At 52.2% G+C, this 15,181-nt stretch carries 15 protein-coding genes; 9 read left to right on the top strand and 6 right to left on the bottom strand.

The features are described from left to right. Positions 1 to 28: 28 nt before the first annotated feature. Entirely contained in the window at positions 29 to 427 is a 399-nt protein-coding gene (locus Q4501_RS08990; protein ID WP_303595883.1) for a helix-turn-helix domain-containing protein, read from the bottom strand. 115 nt (positions 428 to 542) lie between these two features. Continuing rightward, positions 543 to 1,505 (bottom strand): AraC family transcriptional regulator, encoded by a 963-nt coding sequence (locus Q4501_RS08985; RefSeq protein WP_303595882.1) that lies wholly within the window; start codon positions 1,503 to 1,505, stop codon positions 543 to 545. Between the two features lie 222 nt (positions 1,506 to 1,727). Between Q4501_RS08985 and Q4501_RS08980 the strand changes: the two genes are divergently transcribed. The 3 genes from Q4501_RS08980 to Q4501_RS08970 are packed head-to-tail and all read left to right on the top strand — an operon-like array spanning position 1,728 to position 4,860. Beyond that, positions 1,728 to 3,218 (top strand): DUF1254 domain-containing protein, encoded by a 1,491-nt coding sequence (locus tag Q4501_RS08980; protein WP_303595881.1) that lies wholly within the window; start codon positions 1,728 to 1,730, stop codon positions 3,216 to 3,218. A 26-nt stretch (positions 3,219 to 3,244) separates the two neighbouring features. Then, positions 3,245 to 3,370, top strand: coding sequence for a hypothetical protein (locus tag Q4501_RS08975; protein WP_303595880.1), 126 nt, complete (start codon positions 3,245 to 3,247; stop codon positions 3,368 to 3,370). Continuing rightward, positions 3,367 to 4,860, top strand: coding sequence for a DUF1254 domain-containing protein (locus tag Q4501_RS08970; protein WP_303595879.1), 1,494 nt, complete (start codon positions 3,367 to 3,369; stop codon positions 4,858 to 4,860). Before Q4501_RS08975 ends, Q4501_RS08970 begins: the two co-directional genes overlap by 4 nt. On the opposite strand, the gene Q4501_RS08965 is transcribed toward Q4501_RS08970, so the two are convergent. From Q4501_RS08965 to Q4501_RS08955, 3 genes are read right to left on the bottom strand one after another with little or no spacing between them, the layout of a single operon-like run. After that, complete coding sequence (locus Q4501_RS08965; RefSeq protein ID WP_303595878.1) at positions 4,849 to 6,309, bottom strand: malate:quinone oxidoreductase; 1,461 nt, start codon at positions 6,307 to 6,309, stop codon at positions 4,849 to 4,851. The genes Q4501_RS08970 and Q4501_RS08965 overlap by 12 nt on opposite strands. Positions 6,310 to 6,355: 46 nt before the next feature. Then, entirely contained in the window at positions 6,356 to 7,057 is a 702-nt protein-coding gene (locus tag Q4501_RS08960; RefSeq protein WP_303595877.1) for an RES family NAD+ phosphorylase, read from the bottom strand. Continuing rightward, positions 7,057 to 7,461 carry an antitoxin Xre-like helix-turn-helix domain-containing protein gene (locus tag Q4501_RS08955; protein ID WP_303595876.1) on the bottom strand — a complete coding sequence of 135 codons (405 nt, stop codon included), beginning with the start codon at positions 7,459 to 7,461 and terminating at the stop codon, positions 7,057 to 7,059. The genes Q4501_RS08960 and Q4501_RS08955 overlap by 1 nt, the downstream gene beginning before the upstream one ends. A 231-nt stretch (positions 7,462 to 7,692) precedes the next feature. On the opposite strand from Q4501_RS08955, the gene Q4501_RS08950 reads away from it, so the two are divergent. Beyond that, positions 7,693 to 8,934 carry a triacylglycerol lipase gene (locus tag Q4501_RS08950; RefSeq protein ID WP_303595875.1) on the top strand — a complete coding sequence of 414 codons (1,242 nt, stop codon included), beginning with the start codon at positions 7,693 to 7,695 and terminating at the stop codon, positions 8,932 to 8,934. On the opposite strand, the gene Q4501_RS08945 is transcribed toward Q4501_RS08950, so the two are convergent. Next, a complete protein-coding gene (locus Q4501_RS08945; RefSeq protein ID WP_303595874.1) occupies positions 8,929 to 9,990 on the bottom strand; it encodes a nitronate monooxygenase family protein in 1,062 nt (353 codons plus the stop codon). The genes Q4501_RS08950 and Q4501_RS08945 overlap by 6 nt on opposite strands. A gap of 230 nt (positions 9,991 to 10,220) precedes the next feature. Between Q4501_RS08945 and Q4501_RS08940 the strand changes: the two genes are divergently transcribed. The 5 genes from Q4501_RS08940 to Q4501_RS08920 all read left to right on the top strand — a co-directional run bounded on the left by Q4501_RS08940 (position 10,221) and on the right by Q4501_RS08920 (position 15,181). Next, positions 10,221 to 11,186 (top strand): ABC transporter substrate-binding protein, encoded by a 966-nt coding sequence (locus Q4501_RS08940; RefSeq protein ID WP_303595873.1) that lies wholly within the window; start codon positions 10,221 to 10,223, stop codon positions 11,184 to 11,186. A gap of 218 nt (positions 11,187 to 11,404) precedes the next feature. Continuing rightward, the gene (locus Q4501_RS08935; RefSeq protein WP_303595872.1) at positions 11,405 to 12,373 is read left to right on the top strand and encodes a beta-ketoacyl-ACP synthase III; all 969 of its coding nucleotides are present in this window, start codon (positions 11,405 to 11,407) and stop codon (positions 12,371 to 12,373) included. A 125-nt stretch (positions 12,374 to 12,498) separates the two neighbouring features. Continuing rightward, a complete protein-coding gene (locus tag Q4501_RS08930) occupies positions 12,499 to 12,771 on the top strand; it encodes a YebG family protein (protein ID WP_303595871.1) in 273 nt (90 codons plus the stop codon). A gap of 169 nt (positions 12,772 to 12,940) precedes the next feature. After that, positions 12,941 to 14,422 (top strand): NAD(P)/FAD-dependent oxidoreductase, encoded by a 1,482-nt coding sequence (locus Q4501_RS08925; RefSeq protein WP_303595870.1) that lies wholly within the window; start codon positions 12,941 to 12,943, stop codon positions 14,420 to 14,422. Positions 14,423 to 14,503: 81 nt separating this feature from the next. Further along, positions 14,504 to 15,181: a FadR/GntR family transcriptional regulator gene (locus Q4501_RS08920; RefSeq protein ID WP_303595869.1), complete on the top strand. Its 678-nt coding sequence runs from the start codon at positions 14,504 to 14,506 to the stop codon at positions 15,179 to 15,181.

The following is a 15,181-nucleotide window of genomic DNA, read 5'->3' as shown; positions in this document are numbered from 1 at the left end:
AACACAAACAAGTACTTCTATCAGTTGATTACTGCCAGTCCGATATCCGCTCAGGTCGTGGGTGTGAATTCAAAGTATCTGACGGCGATTCGCCAAGCAGTCGCTTGTAGTCGATCGAAAACTGCCCCATGTGGGTGAAGCCGCATTCGCGCGCGATATTCGCAACCGTGGCTGTAGATGGGTCGGCATGCTGCAGTAGCCTCCTGGTTTTCATCAAACGCTCCCGTTTAACGAAGGCCATGGGTGTAATACCGTAAGTGCGCAAAAAAAGATAACCAAGCGTCCGCTTGCTCACACCTGACACTTCAGAAAGCTGACCGAGCTGGATTCTTTCTTTCATGTGTTGCGTGATATAGGTGAGCGCTTCATTCAGCCTGTCAGGATGGTTCGATCCCTTCATTTGCATGGTCTTATTAATGGCAGCCACTCCTGGATACCAGGTTGCGTAAGAGTTGATTCTAATCAGGTGAGAAATAGCTTCGCTATCGCGAATACGCACGGTATCGATTGGCGAGAAGGGACAGGAAATCAGGCTTACGTATCTATATGGTCGCTCGCGCAAGCGTGGCACTTGGACATTCACCGAATGCATTCTTGTACTGGGTGGTAAACAGACTCAGGTGGTTGAAGCCGAGCCCGAAGGCCTCATTGGTGACAGTTGTTCCGCCGCCTGAAGCTTTAAGTCTCTTGCGCACCTGGTGCAGCCGCATCAAGCGAAAGTAGCGTGAAGGGCTTGTTCCAAAGGCCTCTGCGAAGGCGTATTCCAAGTATCGACGGCTGGCGTTCATGGCCACACACAGTTCGTCGATGCTCACCGGTTCTGCGATCCTCTCCCGCATATAACATTCGGCACGCTTGGCGATAATGAAATGCCCCCGGGCCTGAGACATGACTTTCGCTGGAGCAACGTCGATAGAGCTCAGGGCGGCGCCCAGCGCATTACGAAGATCGGTAACCAGCCAATCGGCTGCACGAGTATCCAGCGGAATTTCAGCGGGCTGTACTATGTTTTCAATGGCTTGCCACAGGTCTTTTAATCTCTCCGGATCAGGCCTTATGGATGTACAGGAGGTGATCTGAGTCAGGTTCGTGCGCAAAGTGGTTTGTTCAATTGACTCGATCCACTCGGGGAGAATAACCAGAGAAGTCCACCCATAGATTGTCGACGCACACCCGCTGATTTCCTCACCTGGCTTGCAGAACAGCAATTGCGATTCATCGACAGAGTTGCCATTCCAGTTCGCATGAGCCCCCTTAGTGAAAGCGCCAATGCTGAACCGCGTCGGGTCAAGTTCGCCCATCATGCGGATAGGCAGGTTGATGGTGCCGAGATCAATTGAAACATCACCCAGTGAAATCTGATCAAGCGCAATATCGAGGTTTCCGGGCTTCAGTTGGACAAATTCGAGATTAGCGCCACTAACGGCATGATTAACCTCGTCCAGATCGTGATATCGAGCCGGGGGATGGTATTGCTTCCCTAAAATATAGAACCCTTCACTCATGGAACGCTTCCTGCGCTTTTTTGATAGGCACATCAAAGCATAGGCCAGATAACACGTCACCGCTACAAAATTAGCAACAAGCAGTCAGCCAGTGTCGCTCTTGAAAATACGCCCTGAATTCGGCAATGCCTTGCGCATAATTGATAGCGCGATATGAGCGAACGGGTAATGCTAAGCGTTATGAAGCTCACTTTTGGTGCATAAAATAAAGGATTAAAAAACATGGAATATAGAACGGCTGTGACGTCGGCAAAAAAACTTTCCTTGAAGCTGATGATGGTGATTGCCTTGATCGGTTTCGCAGCAGTTGCTCAGGCTGTTTCAAACACTGAGCACAAACCCGAAACGATCGCCGAGCAGGCTTATACTTACGGTCTCCAGCAGGCAATCTTTTACGGCCAGCGCTGGATCTATACCCAGAACGATGCAGCAAGCAATGATATCTACTCGGGGCTGAACCGTTTGTTCTGGGTGCGGAAACAGATCACTCCGGATTTCCCCGTTGTGACACCGAACGCAACAACACTTTATGGGTCCGGTTTCCTGGATTTGCGTGACGGGCCTGTCGTTATTGAGGTTCCGGAAATCACCGACCGCTATTTCAGCGTTCAGATCATGGACCAGTATGGAATCTTCAGGATGATCGTTGGGTCGCCCTTTAATGGCACCAAGGCCCGCAGCTACATTCTCCTTCCACCGGACTTTTCTGGAACGGTGCCGGCTGACTTCCCGACAACAGACATAGTTCAATGGCCAGCGAAAACTGCCTACGGCGTTGTCCGCATGGGTGTTGAGACTGGGTCGGATGCCGAAATCAAAACCATTAATGCTTACCAGGACCAAATTACCATGACGCCTCTGGCGGACTGGCTGTCGAACGGACATAAAGGCGTGGCCCAGGCAGACCGAGCCATTGTGCCGGGCGATTTTCCCATCCCTGCCGGATTGCCGGAGTATGCGGTTGGACAAGTAGACAAGCAGACAGCTGAGCAGTACTACACCCTGCTCAACACCATCCTGAACGATCCAACCATGCAAGTGATTGAAGATTCGCTTCTGGAAACCGAGATGCTTGCCCAACTCGAAACAATCGGAATTGGCAAAGGAATGAACTTCGATTGGTCAAAGCTGACGGCAGAACAGAAAAAAGCCTTGGAGAACGGATTCAAAGCGGGTTTCGAGAGTGTGCGCAAAACGTTGAAAACAAACCTCATCAACATGAACGGTTGGGGCATCGTGCGCAATGATGGTGGCTTTGAAACCAGATGGATGGACAGAGCAGTCATTGCCGATGCAGCTTGGGCGGCTCCAGACAAAAACATCTCCCACTCCGGTGCATTCCTGTTCACCGACGCCGATGCCAAACCACTGACCGGCGACAACAAATATACGCTGACCTTCGACATGAACGACCTGCCACCGGTAACCCAATTCTGGTCGATCCCGATCTATGACGCCAACGGATATTTCGTCGCCAACGAGATCAACCGCTATACCGTGAACAGTTTCATGCTGGAGGCCGGCGACCTCGTTGCCAAAGACGGCAAGCTGGTGATCTACGTGCAGAACGAGAAACCCACCGATCCGGATCAGGCAAAGAACTGGCTCCCGGCTCCGGCTGAAGGGTTCAGGTTTACAGCGCGGTTCTATGGGCCTTATGCCCCGCTGACGAACGGCACATACAACATGCCCAAGGTCGAAAAGTCTCTTTAACCTCTCAATAATGGCAAGGAAAAATAATGAACAAGCCAGCGATCGCATCGCATCTCGCCACCGCGCTGTTATTTAACGCCGGCACGGCACAGGCAGACAACGACCGGGAAATTGAGTTGGTAGAGAGCAGCTCCAAAGGGGTAACGAAATGATCACCCGAATTATTGCAACAACAATCGTTATGGCAGTCGCTAGCCTTCCTGCGTCAGCCGAGGTGTCGAAGGCTGAGCTGGAGTCCATTTCTATTCCGGATACACTCGAGACGCCTATTGGCACGTTGGAATTCTTTGATGGCGTTCCCACCGACGCCACCATCGACACAGTTTATGACAACCTTGATCGCATGCGGGCAGTCGAGGCATACCTCGACAATCAGGGTGCCGCTTCGCTGTTTGCCATGCGCAAAGGCAATGCAGCCATCGGCGCGACGTCAAACAAAGTCAGCATCACCGAGCAACTGCTCAAGCCGGAATCCCTGTACCTGACCGGCAATACCTCCACTTTGTATGCGTTGACCTATCTCGACCTGAAAGTCGACGGTGCGCTGGTGGTCGAATTGCCACCAGGCATGCTCGGCTTTCTGGACGACGCCTGGTTTCGCTATATTGAAAACATGGGGCTGCCCGGCCCGGACAAAGGAAAAGGCGGTAAGTATCTGCTGTTGCCTCCAGGCTATGACGGCGAGGTGCCTGAGGGGTATTTCGTCGTCAAGATGCCCACTTACCATAACCTGATGTTCTTGCGCGGCTCCATCGCCAAAGGCCTGGAGCCAGCCGTCAAAAATATCAAATCCCAACTCAAGATCTATCCACTGTCCAAGGCCGACAATCCGCCTGATACGGAGTTTGTCAATATCTCCGGCACAAGCTACAACACCTTAGTGACCCGAGATCTGAGCTTCTATGAAGGCCTGAACCAGGTTGTTCAGGAAGAACCAATTGATGCCATAGGGCCTGAGGTGCGCGGCACTCTGGCTGCCATCGGTATCGTCAAGGGCCAGCCGTTCAATCCCGATGCGCGCATGCAGAAGCTACTGGCCGAGGCCGCTGACATAGGCGCCGCCACCGCACGTGCCATCACCTACCAGCCTCGCATCGATGGTGTGGAAATCTATCCCGATACTCACAGCGCCTGGACCATGGGATACGCGAACAAAAACACCTCGTTCACAGCTGATGGAGCCATGAATCCCGATGCTCGGGTATTGTTCTACTTCAACGCTACTGGCGTCACTCCGGCCATGGCAATGACGAGAGCAGGCGCCGGCTCCGATTATGGCATTGCCTATCTGGATGCCAACAAGAAGGCATTTGACGGCTCCAAAAGCTACAAGCTACACCTGCCACCTAACGTGCCTGTGAACAATTTCTGGGCCGTCACTATCTACGATACCCAGACACGTTCACTACTACAGACATCTCAACCGTTCCCGACGCTCGGCAGTCAGGATAGTCGCATTGAAAAAAATGCGGACGGTTCCTACGAGCTCTATTTCGCACCAAAGGCGCCAAAAGGAAAAGAAGGTAACTGGTTGCAGACCCTACCAGGAAAAAGCTGGTTCGCCATCCTGCGGATGTACGGCCCACTTGAACCCTGGATCAACAAAACCTGGCGCCCGAGCGAGATAGAATTAATAGAGTGATTCAGTAATACCCAGCAGCCCATTGACGGCATCTCGAACCTCTCGGTAACGCTCCGGATTATGGGCCAGGGTATCCAGGTTGTCCTCGGGGAAGATATCTTTCATCTTTTTACCCGCTTCCTCACTGGTAAAAATAGATGGAAGAATCTGCTCCAGGCAACGCAACATGACTTCCGGCGATACCGACGCCCCGGGTGATGCACCTAACAGTGTGCCGTAGGTTTTGTCACTTGATACCAGAATCTCGGTGCCCATCTGCAGGTCACCATCCCGGATGATCTGCACACGCTGCCCTGCCTCAACTGCCTTCCAGTTGAACTTTTTACTCATGCCCGGGGCGAAGTTATCCAGCTCCTTGAACATGCTTTTCTCACCTTTGAAGGTCTCCGAAACCAGATACTTGACCAAAGGAAAGTGCTCAATTGCCACGTTCAGCAAGCCCGGAATATCATGCAGGCGCATGGAGCGCAGGTAATCGAGGAAACCACGGCCTCTCTCAAGCACAGGTTTGAACGACGCGAAGGGGCCGAACAGCAGGTAGTGCTGGCCATCAGCGACCCGAAGATCCAGATGCGGGACAGACATCGGAGGCGCACCAACCTTCGCTTTGCCATAGGTTTTCGCCCGGTATTGCGTAGCCTGCTCGGCGCTGATCGGCGCCTGCAAGAAGCGACCACCAACGGGGAAGCCGGTGAACCGACGGGAGAAAGGCAGGTGGCTCTTTTTCAGAATCGGGAATGCGCCCCCTCCGGCACCGACGAAAAGCACGTCCGCCTTGTACTGCCGATCAACCCCCTTATTCTTGGTTTCAACAAGCCAGCTCCCGGCTGGGCTTCGATGCACACGTTTAACATGGGTGCCGTATTCAATCTTTACACCCAGATCTTTAACCGCATAACTGGCCATTTGCTCGGTCAGCGAACCAAAGTTGACGTCCGTACCCGTTTCGATCGCGGTCGCTGCCATTTTTTCGTGGCGGGGACGCTCCTCCATGGTGTAGGGAATCCAGCTTTTGATCTCGTCGAAATCTTCGGAATAGCGCATCTGCTCGAAAAAATGGTGGGCGGACATTTCCTTGAAGCGTAACCGCAGTTCTTCGATCGCCGATTCGGAAACAATAGTGCAGTGCTTGGTCTGGTTTATGAACGATTTAGGGTCTTTGATAGCGCCCTTCTGGACGAGATAGGCCCAGAACTGTTTGGCCACATTGAACTGGGCGTGAATTTTCACCGCCTTATCAACCGAAATAACCTCTTCGTCCACCGGGGTGTAATTGAGCTCACAATTCGCCTCATGCCCGGTGCCGGCGTTATTGAACACCCAGGAATTTCCTGCCCCGGGGCCGTCAAGCCGTTCAAGAACTGTGATATCCAGCTCCGGTGCCAGCTCTTTTGCCAAAGTGGCAAAGGTGGTCCCCATAATCCCTGCACCGATAATAATTATGTTCATAAGATCTATTCGCCAGAGTCAGTTTTATGAAAGTTACAGGAAGGGCTCAATGCCCGCTTAACACGTGCGCCTCCCCTATTTCTGCCCAATGAGTAATACGTTGCTTGTCTCCATCCCAGAAGTATTTCAAGTGAGGTCCTTGCACTGGAATAGAAACGGCTCGCGGTTTGAACGCAGCGATACATTCGCTGCCGGGGCACCGGACACTGTTGTATAAAAGCCCGTTTGATCCTTTGGTGCGCCAACGACTTGCAAACTTCTGGCTCAACACGTAATCATCCGCATCCGGATTATGCAAATCTGCAAACTCTGGGCCCCGAATGTCGTGCATGTCCAGCGCCACACTACCAATGTAGGCGCGCATGGTAAGCGCTATTGAATCTTCATTCGCGGCCGCCATTTCACGTTCTTTGTGATAAACGGTTTCCCGGATTGCAGCATCAAGGCTGCTGGCTGCGTAGTAAACCCCAAAATGCCTGTCGGCGAAGCGACTTCCAAAGCCCAGATGGGTAAACGATGCCATCACAGGGGTACTGCCTGGCCCGCTGACTCTGTCGTCAGGACGAACGAGTTCAATATCCCCTACCTGATCCCGCAACCGTGGATTTGTCATGCCTTCGATCTCGAACGCAAGCTCGAATTCCTCTGGATCGTAGATGCGCTCAAAAAGGTCTATGGGTGGATAATGGCTGGGGATGATTCGATAGGTATCCCACTCAGGGAGGTGTAAAGGGGGGGTGGAGAACATCACCACCCCCGTTTGGCATCAAAATACTGACGGGCCAACATAAGGTTCATCATCGAGCCTTGCGTCATGAACTCCATCGCCGACTTTCCGCCAAAGGGCACTTCAGACGTTTTAAGGCGGATCCTGCGATTCGCTCGCTCATGAGTCGGATACAGAAGCTGAAGAGCCTTGTAGATGCCCAGGATGTAGCTTATTCGCTCCATTGTGTCATTGGAAAGTTTGGTCGGATTAAGCTTTGCGTAGTTATAAAGCGTTGTCCTGGATGGACCGCCAAGAAGCTTGCTGCGCTCTTCAGCATTACACCCCCATTCTTCCGTTACCCGAAAGAATCCCTTTAGCGCAACGCGCCCTTTCTCGGCTTCACGGTCGCCTTCCGCGCTTTTACGTTCAACCACAGCTGTCATGGTGCACTCCTCACCGCATGCTGTTCATATGTGAACAATATAACAACAATTGTATTTTTTTGATAGCCTTGAGTTTGTACTCCGAATCTTGTCATTTACGCTGGAAAGCGGCATTGATGCCGAGTTGTCACCATTTATCTGAAAACGGGCCATTTGCGTGCGCCAGGATTTGCCGGATAGTGTTCTATCCTATGATGAGAACGTTCTGAACGACTTCTGGAGCACAGTAAAATGGTATCAATCAAATCGATACACGGTTCCGCCCAACTACTCCTGGATGTTACCAGTGGCGTTACTCAGATTGTCGAAAGAACGCATCGCACTATTGCGAGGGAAGTGAACCCACTGAATCGACTGCGCGACATGGCGGGAGTGCCTCCTGAGGAGGGGTCTCAGGGCCGGACTTACCAGGTCATCCAGTCGACCACTTCATTGCTGCAACAGGAGCTACATCGGTCGCTTGACAAATTCTCAGCCCAGGAGGATATCCTGAAGTCATCACAAAGCGTGAAGGTTGCAGCCGCACTGAACGGAGTATGCGGGGATCATCTGGAAGCCAGCAACAATCCCCTGGCCATTCCCATGCATTTTCGAAACAGCGCTGGTCAGAAAGTCGGGCCAGGCTCTGTGAATGGCTTTGCCTCAATTCAGGATGCCAGCTCAAAAATCGTAGTATTGGTTCATGGTTTATGCCTCTCCCATGAGTACTGGAAAGGACACAATGAAGGGGACCTGGGTACGGAGTTGCAACGTGAGTCTGGCTTCACACCCTTGTATCTGAATTACAATACTGGAAAGCATATTTCACACAATGGCGAGGAGTTAAGTCAGTTACTTGAGAATTTAGTTGAATCCTGGCCAGTTGAGATCGAGGAGCTTACCCTGATTGGCCACAGCATGGGAGGGCTCGTTATTCGTAGCGCCTGCTGGTACAGCAGTGAACTCAACCTGCCGTGGACCGGGCTTTTGAAAAATGCCCTTTATCTCGGCTCGCCTCATCATGGCTCAGCCGTAGCCAAGGCCGGAAATATGCTGACCTTCGTTATGAAGAAATTCCGTTACGCCAGTCCGTTTGCTTTGGGCCAGCACACCAGCGCAGGTATCAAGGACCTGCGACACGGCAATTTACTGGACGATGACTGGGAGGGTATCGATCAGGATGACTTCCACCCGGACTACCGCCAGCCGGTTCCGCTGCGAGAAGGCACGCGGCACTTCTTTATAGCTGCAGCCATTGGTAAGAACGTCTCCGACTTTACCAGCATGATGGTAGGCGACCTTCTCGTTCGACTGGGCAGCGCAAAAGGGCATCATTCTGATAATTTAAAGAAGCTCTCCATAAGCCCCGAAAACTGTCGCGTGTTCGAAAATCTGAATCACCTGGACTTACTCGACAACAAGGTGGTGCACGATCAGATACTGGAGTGGCTGGCGGCATCCCCCGATGCTTGCAAACCTGTCAATCGGTTATGATACGTTTTCCCTGAGAATCAATGCCATCAAATCCGCGGCCGGTAACTCCCGCGCCAAAGGTGCTCCTTGCCCCGCCCATTGCGCAGCGAATTCATGGTTGCCAAGTCTGGACGCCGCTCCATTGAGATATTTAGCTGCATCATAGGCAACCGGGTAATCGGCTGGCGGTGGGCTGTCTTTGGCTTCGCCAAACGAAATGAGCCGGTTGACGATCCCCCGTGCCGGCCTGCCGGAGAGCACTTTGGTTAGTCGCGTTTGCTTTGCTCTTTCGCTTTTCAGTGCTGCCCGGTATGCATCATTTGCAGCGGATTCCGAGCATAGAACAAACGCGGTGCCGAGCTGCACAGCAGCTGCACCGGAAGCCATCGCGGCTTTCATGGCAAAACCGTCCATGATTCCACCGGCAGCGATAACAGGCAGAGCTGTCTGGCGTGATAGCAATCGTACAAGAACCAGAGTGCTCAAACCTTCATCTGTAGCTTCCGTATTGAAAATCCCCCTGTGTCCGCCAGCTTCAATTCCCTGTGCCACGATGGCGTCAATTCCAGCCGCTTCAATCTGCGCTGCTTCGCCCGGGCTTGTGGCCGTGGCCATGGTATAGACTCCTGCTCCCTGCAATACCGAAATGTATTCAGGCGATGGAATACCAAAGTGAAAACTGACAACCGCAGGTTTCAGCTCAAGCAGCATTTCGAGCGTTTCGGCGTCTTCAACAAACGATGTGTAAATTTCACTGAGCGAATCCGGTGGCTCCACGCCCGCTTCAGCGAACAAGGGTGCCAGGTACTTCAACCAGTTGGCCTCCCGGGCAGGATCTCGTCGCGCAGGCTGATGACAAAACACATTCACATTGAATGGCCCAGTGGTCAGAGCCTGAGTCTGCTTGATCATTTCCCTGGCCTGAGCTGGAGAGCTTGCGCCTATTCCCAAGGAACCCAGGCCACCAGCATTGGTAACGGAAGCCGCAAGTTGAGGCGTCGAGACCCCGGCCATTGGCGCCTGAACGATGGGATACCGAATACCGGATCGTTTCAGAAAACTATTGTGCGAGTTCATTCCAGCTCCTTTGTTGATCATGTGTTTGTCGCCAGCATTGTCCGGAACGCCAGACACAGGCGTCTGCAATTCCAGACACTGGCATCATGAAAGTATCACCAAACCATTTAAAAACAGATAGATAAACGCAGGCCTGGTTTTTGCTTAAGTACTCCGGGGTGTATCACCTCAGATTACTCGGCCGTCTGGCCCGCTTTCCTTTCAGCCAAAAAACAATAAAAGGTCATTTCATGCGTTTTCTTATCCTAGCTCTTTTACTGGTCAGCCCTTTATGTTTCGGAAAAACCGTCGTCGTTATCGAAAGCTATCACGATGAATACAAATGGGATGCTGATTACCTCCGCGCCATCGAATCGGTCCTGGGGGCTAAATATGACATCCGCGTACTGGCGCTCGATACCAAGCGCCTACCTAAATCAGAGTGGCCTCAGAAAGTAGCAAGCATCCAGCAAACTGTGGCTGAAATAAAACCGGACGTTGCGATATTGGGTGATGACAACGCATTTACACTCATGGCACAGCACCTTGCCGACAACGAAATCCCTGTGGTCTTTTTCGGAGTAAATGGTGGCCCTGACCAGCACCCAGCGCTGACGCACCCCCTTGTCACCGGTATTCTTGAGCGCCCTTTCTTTGCTGAGAACGTTCGCCATATGCGTAAGGTACTGAAGCAAAATGAACGCTTTCTGGTCTTGATGGACGATTCACCAACTATGAGAAATGCGGTTGAGGAATATTTCGGAGATGTTCGTCAAACCAGGCTTCATGGCTCTCATCTCGATATCGTGCTCACCAACGATAAGGACGCCTGGCTAAACGCCGTTTTCACAGCACACGAGCGATATGATGCGATCATCGTAGGCACCCATCACACCATCCGTGACCGAAACGATAAATACATCCAACCCAGGGATCTGATGGATCAGGCGTTCATTCGCTCTCAAGTTCCCATATTTTCATTCTGGGATATTTTCATCGGGGAAAATCAGGGCATCGGCGGATTTACCGTTTCCGCCTACCAGGAGGGGGTCACGGGTGCCCGGCTGGCATCACTGATTCTTAATGGCCTGAAGCCCCACCAGATACCTCAAATCAAATCTATCAGTGGACATTACGTGTATAGCCGAAGCGGCATGCAACACTGGAATGTTGCCCTCTCACCCCTGATCGCAAGTCAATCCAGCTTTGTTGATTAGAAGCCCCAGAAACGAATCAGACACCGGATGAAAAAGACCGGCCAAACGGAAGTTTTCACCGGTGTCTTTGACAAACCGCTAATAACAGACAAAGGTTCAGAGGTATAGCATGCTCGCAAGCCAAGGAGCGTTTAAAACGCATTGAGTGCCCGAGACATCATAAGGGCGCTATAGATGCATATTGCTCCCTAATCGGACACACCGTGGGATTTTCGCGAATGACCTTTGCACGTATTGCCGGCACTGGCTCTTATCTGCCAGAGAATATAGTTACCAATAAAGACCTCGAAAAGACAGTCGATACCACAGACGAGTGGATCCGTGAGCGCACAGGAATCGAACGGCGGCACATTGCTGTTGAGGGCCAGACAACAGTGGACCTGGCCGAGCAGGCCGCGCTCAATGCCATAGAGGCCGCTGGTATCGATGCCAGCGATATCGATCTGATCATTTTTGCCACATCCACTCCCGACAAGATTTTCCCGAGTTCTGCCTGCATTCTGCAGGCACGGCTGGGTATTCGTGGCTGCCCGGCTTTCGACATACAAGCGGTATGCAGCGGCTTTGTCTACGCTCTCTCGGTTGCCGACAAATTCATAAAAACCGGAAGCAGTAAAAAGGCACTGGTTGTGGGTGCGGAAGTGTTTTCTCGCATCATAGACTGGTCAGATCGAGGCACCTGCGTGCTATTCGGTGACGGTGCGGGCGCTGTTATTCTTGAAGCACATGAAGAAACCGGGATTCTTTCCACGCACATCCACGCAGACGGTAAGTACGAAAAACTCCTGCATGTTCCCTGCGGCATTGCCGATGGCTACGATCAGGTAAAAGCCGGGCTGGCTTTCGTGGAAATGAAAGGCAACGAAGTCTTCAAAGTTGCTGTAAACACCCTGGGCAAGATTGTTGACGAGACCCTGGCAGCAAACCGAATGAAAAAGTCTGATATTGACTGGCTGGTTCCCCATCAGGCCAACCTCCGAATCATTTCTGCCACCGCAAAAAAACTGAATATGTCCATGGACCAGGTGGTTGTTACCGTCAACGAACACGGCAACACCTCCGCTGCTTCCATTCCCCTTGCCCTGGATGTTGCGGTCAGAGACGGGCGTATTCAACGCAATGAGGTTATTTTGCTTGAGGCGTTTGGCGGCGGCTTTACCTGGGGTTCGGCGCTGTTACGCTATTAATTGGAATTTTAAAAGCCTTCCCGACGAGCTGACAGCTTTCGCCGCTCATGGGTGTTTTTCTATGTGATAGTCGGATACACTGTATGCTTATACAGTAAAGCAGACATTCACTGCGAGGAATGACCATGGCGGTACAAGCAGTCTATTTTTCCGATAGGGACGGCCTGGATATGGCATTAAAAAACCCTGACACCATGCTTTTCACTTCAAAAGCAGACGCTGATGCCCGAGACAAAATACTCGAGCTGGCGGAAGAAATTCAGGTTTTTCTGGCGCGGAAAGTTGAAGGCCTGGGCGATGATATGGCCGAAAAGTGCGCCATGGCCATCGCCGAGGACAAAGATCTCTTCCAGAAAGCTCTGAAAAAGCCAGACCTTCTGAACGCTGCTCAGGATTAACCTGGGCAGCCATACCAGACACCCTCATCAAACCGTTCCTGCCCGCCCCCCGGGCAGTACACTCTGTGCAGCCACCCACACTGTCCTAAACTGCCATACCGCGCGTTACGCCAGGTGCGTATAATGAACAATGCGTCACTATTATAATAAAACGGTTGGACCAGCAGATATGACTCAGCAAAACAGCAGTACACAGCCCTCAATCATCATAATCGGAACCGGGTTTGGCGGCCTGGGCATGGCGATTCAACTAAAAAAAGCAGGCTTTGAGCGGGTCACACTGCTGGAAAAAGACAGCCACGTTGGTGGTACCTGGCGCGACAACACATACCCCGGCGCTGCCTGCGATGTGCAATCGCACTTTTACTCCTACTCTTTCGAACCCAAACACGACTGGTCGCGCAAATTCGGGCTACAGCATGAACTCCTCGGGTACATGGAACACTGCGTTGAAAAGTACGGCCTTGGAAATCAGATCCGTTTCAACTGCGAAGTGGCGGAAGCGACGTTTGACGAAAGCCTCAACCTCTGGTCGCTAAGACTTACCAGCGGTGAAACTCTCGAAGCACAAGTCGTCATCACGGCAACCGGCCAGTTGAATCAGCCTGCGTGGCCCGATATCAAAGGCATGAACGATTTTGAAGGAACCTGCTTTCACTCGGCACGTTGGGATCATGTTTATGATCTTACGGACAAGCGCGTTGCGGTTATCGGTACCGGAGCCAGCGCGATTCAGTTCGTACCGGAAATTGCTGGCAAGGTTCAATCGCTTTCCCTGTTTCAACGCTCAGCCGCCTGGGTTCTGCCAAAAGCAGACAGGCCCTTCAAACGCTGGGAGCAAACCCTGTTCAAGGTCATTCCCATTTGGGACAGGCTTTACCGCTATCTGATTTATTGGAAGAACGAAAGCCGGGGCCTGGCGTTCACCCGTTTCAGTCGCCTGCTCGACATATTTGCCAGACAGGCCAAAACGGAGGCCACCAAATATGTTTCGGATCCGGAAAAGCTCAAACACATCATTCCCGATTACCAGATTGGTTGTAAGCGGATTCTGATTTCCAATGACTGGTATCCAGCCATTAACCGACCCAATCTGGACCTGGTTACAGACCCGATCGAAAAGATCGACAGCACTGGCGTCCAGACACGGTCCGGTGACCACTATCCTGTTGATGCCATTATCTTTGGAACCGGCTTCCGTGCCTCGGAGTTCCTGTCTCCAATTCGTGTAACCGGGCGCGGAGGAAAAACGCTTAACGAAGCCTGGCAAGATGGCGCTGTTGCCTTCAAAGGCATTACGGTCTCCGGCTTCCCGAATCTTTTTATGCTGTATGGGCCGAATACCAATCTGGCGCACAATTCCATTCTGTACATGCTGGAATCACAATTTAACTATGTACTCGATTGCCTGAAGGTTCTGCAAAAGTATCCCGGTGCCGCCATGGACGTTCGAAAAGATCGCCAGGAACGCTATTCCAGCGTTGTTCAACAGGGGCTTGAAGGCAGCGTGTGGAGTTCTGGTTGCAATTCCTGGTACCTCGATGCCAACGGAAAGAACACCCTGAACTGGCCAGGCTTCACCTTTTCCTATCGTTTTTCCACCCGCCACGCCGACACAGCTGACTATCAACTACTCGATCCGCCCGGGTGATACCCGCCTTTAGCTTCAGAGTTTGCATTGCCCACAAATACATAGGATGATTGGATGATCGGTTAAACGGATGATAGGCTCATGTTGAAAAGAATCCAGAAAGGCTCGTTGGTGGAAACTGCGATAGAAAGCCTGAGACACGCCATAGAAACCGAGCAGTGGCCGATAGGCGGCAAACTGCCCGTGGAATCAGAGCTTTCAGACGCTCTTGGAGTGAGCAGAAACACCGTTCGTGAAGCCGTGCGAGTACTGGCCCATGTCGGGATGCTGGAAACCAGACAGGGCGATGGCACCTATGTACGGGCCACCCGAGATGCCGGGGAAACTCTCAAACGCATCGCCCGCACCCAACTCACGGACCAGTTGGAGGTCCGGATCATGCTCGAAACAGAAGCATCAAAACTCGCAGCGCAACGACGCACAGACCACGACCTCCGCACCATGACCATGGCGCTGGATGCAAGAGGCAAAGCGGATACCAACCTCGAAGCCCGCATTCGCCATGACGAGACCTTTCACCATGCACTGGTGGCTGCATCCCATAACTCTGCATTGGCGGAGCTCTATGATTACTTCTCCCACGCCATCACGCAGACAATCGAACGCACTGAAAGCGACGCGGACTTACCCGAGCCATCGCAGGAAGATCATGAACTGCTGCTGGCCGCGGTGCGCCGACAGGATTCAGTAAAAGCTGAAAAGCTTGCCCGAGAGCTTCTTGCCCCCAGCCTCAAAGCGCTTCGCAAGAGAGGCTCCTGA

Origin of the sequence: Marinobacter sp. 2_MG-2023 (assembly GCF_030546935.1) — a bacterium.
Lineage (GTDB): Bacteria > Pseudomonadota > Gammaproteobacteria > Pseudomonadales > Oleiphilaceae > Marinobacter.
The sequence above is the reverse complement of the archived record's forward strand: the minus strand, read 5'-3'. Positions and strand labels throughout refer to the sequence as shown.

Bases quoted from the DNA above. Each gene is read 5' to 3' on its own strand.
- Q4501_RS08985 (WP_303595882.1), bottom strand. From the start codon at position 1,505: ATGAGTGAAGGGTTCTATATTTTAGGGAAGCAATACCATCCCCCGGCT.
- Q4501_RS08980 (WP_303595881.1), top strand. From the start codon at position 1,728: ATGGAATATAGAACGGCTGTGACGTCGGCAAAAAAACTTTCCTTGAAG.
- Q4501_RS08975 (WP_303595880.1), top strand. From the start codon at position 3,245: ATGAACAAGCCAGCGATCGCATCGCATCTCGCCACCGCGCTGTTATTT.
- Q4501_RS08970 (WP_303595879.1), top strand. From the start codon at position 3,367: ATGATCACCCGAATTATTGCAACAACAATCGTTATGGCAGTCGCTAGC.
- Q4501_RS08965 (WP_303595878.1), bottom strand. From the start codon at position 6,309: ATGAACATAATTATTATCGGTGCAGGGATTATGGGGACCACCTTTGCC.
- Q4501_RS08960 (WP_303595877.1), bottom strand. From the start codon at position 7,057: ATGTTCTCCACCCCCCCTTTACACCTCCCTGAGTGGGATACCTATCGA.
- Q4501_RS08955 (WP_303595876.1), bottom strand. From the start codon at position 7,461: ATGACAGCTGTGGTTGAACGTAAAAGCGCGGAAGGCGACCGTGAAGCC.
- Q4501_RS08950 (WP_303595875.1), top strand. From the start codon at position 7,693: ATGGTATCAATCAAATCGATACACGGTTCCGCCCAACTACTCCTGGAT.
- Q4501_RS08945 (WP_303595874.1), bottom strand. From the start codon at position 9,990: ATGAACTCGCACAATAGTTTTCTGAAACGATCCGGTATTCGGTATCCC.
- Q4501_RS08940 (WP_303595873.1), top strand. From the start codon at position 10,221: ATGCGTTTTCTTATCCTAGCTCTTTTACTGGTCAGCCCTTTATGTTTC.
- Q4501_RS08935 (WP_303595872.1), top strand. From the start codon at position 11,405: ATGACCTTTGCACGTATTGCCGGCACTGGCTCTTATCTGCCAGAGAAT.
- Q4501_RS08930 (WP_303595871.1), top strand. From the start codon at position 12,499: ATGGCGGTACAAGCAGTCTATTTTTCCGATAGGGACGGCCTGGATATG.
- Q4501_RS08925 (WP_303595870.1), top strand. From the start codon at position 12,941: ATGACTCAGCAAAACAGCAGTACACAGCCCTCAATCATCATAATCGGA.
- Q4501_RS08920 (WP_303595869.1), top strand. From the start codon at position 14,504: ATGTTGAAAAGAATCCAGAAAGGCTCGTTGGTGGAAACTGCGATAGAA.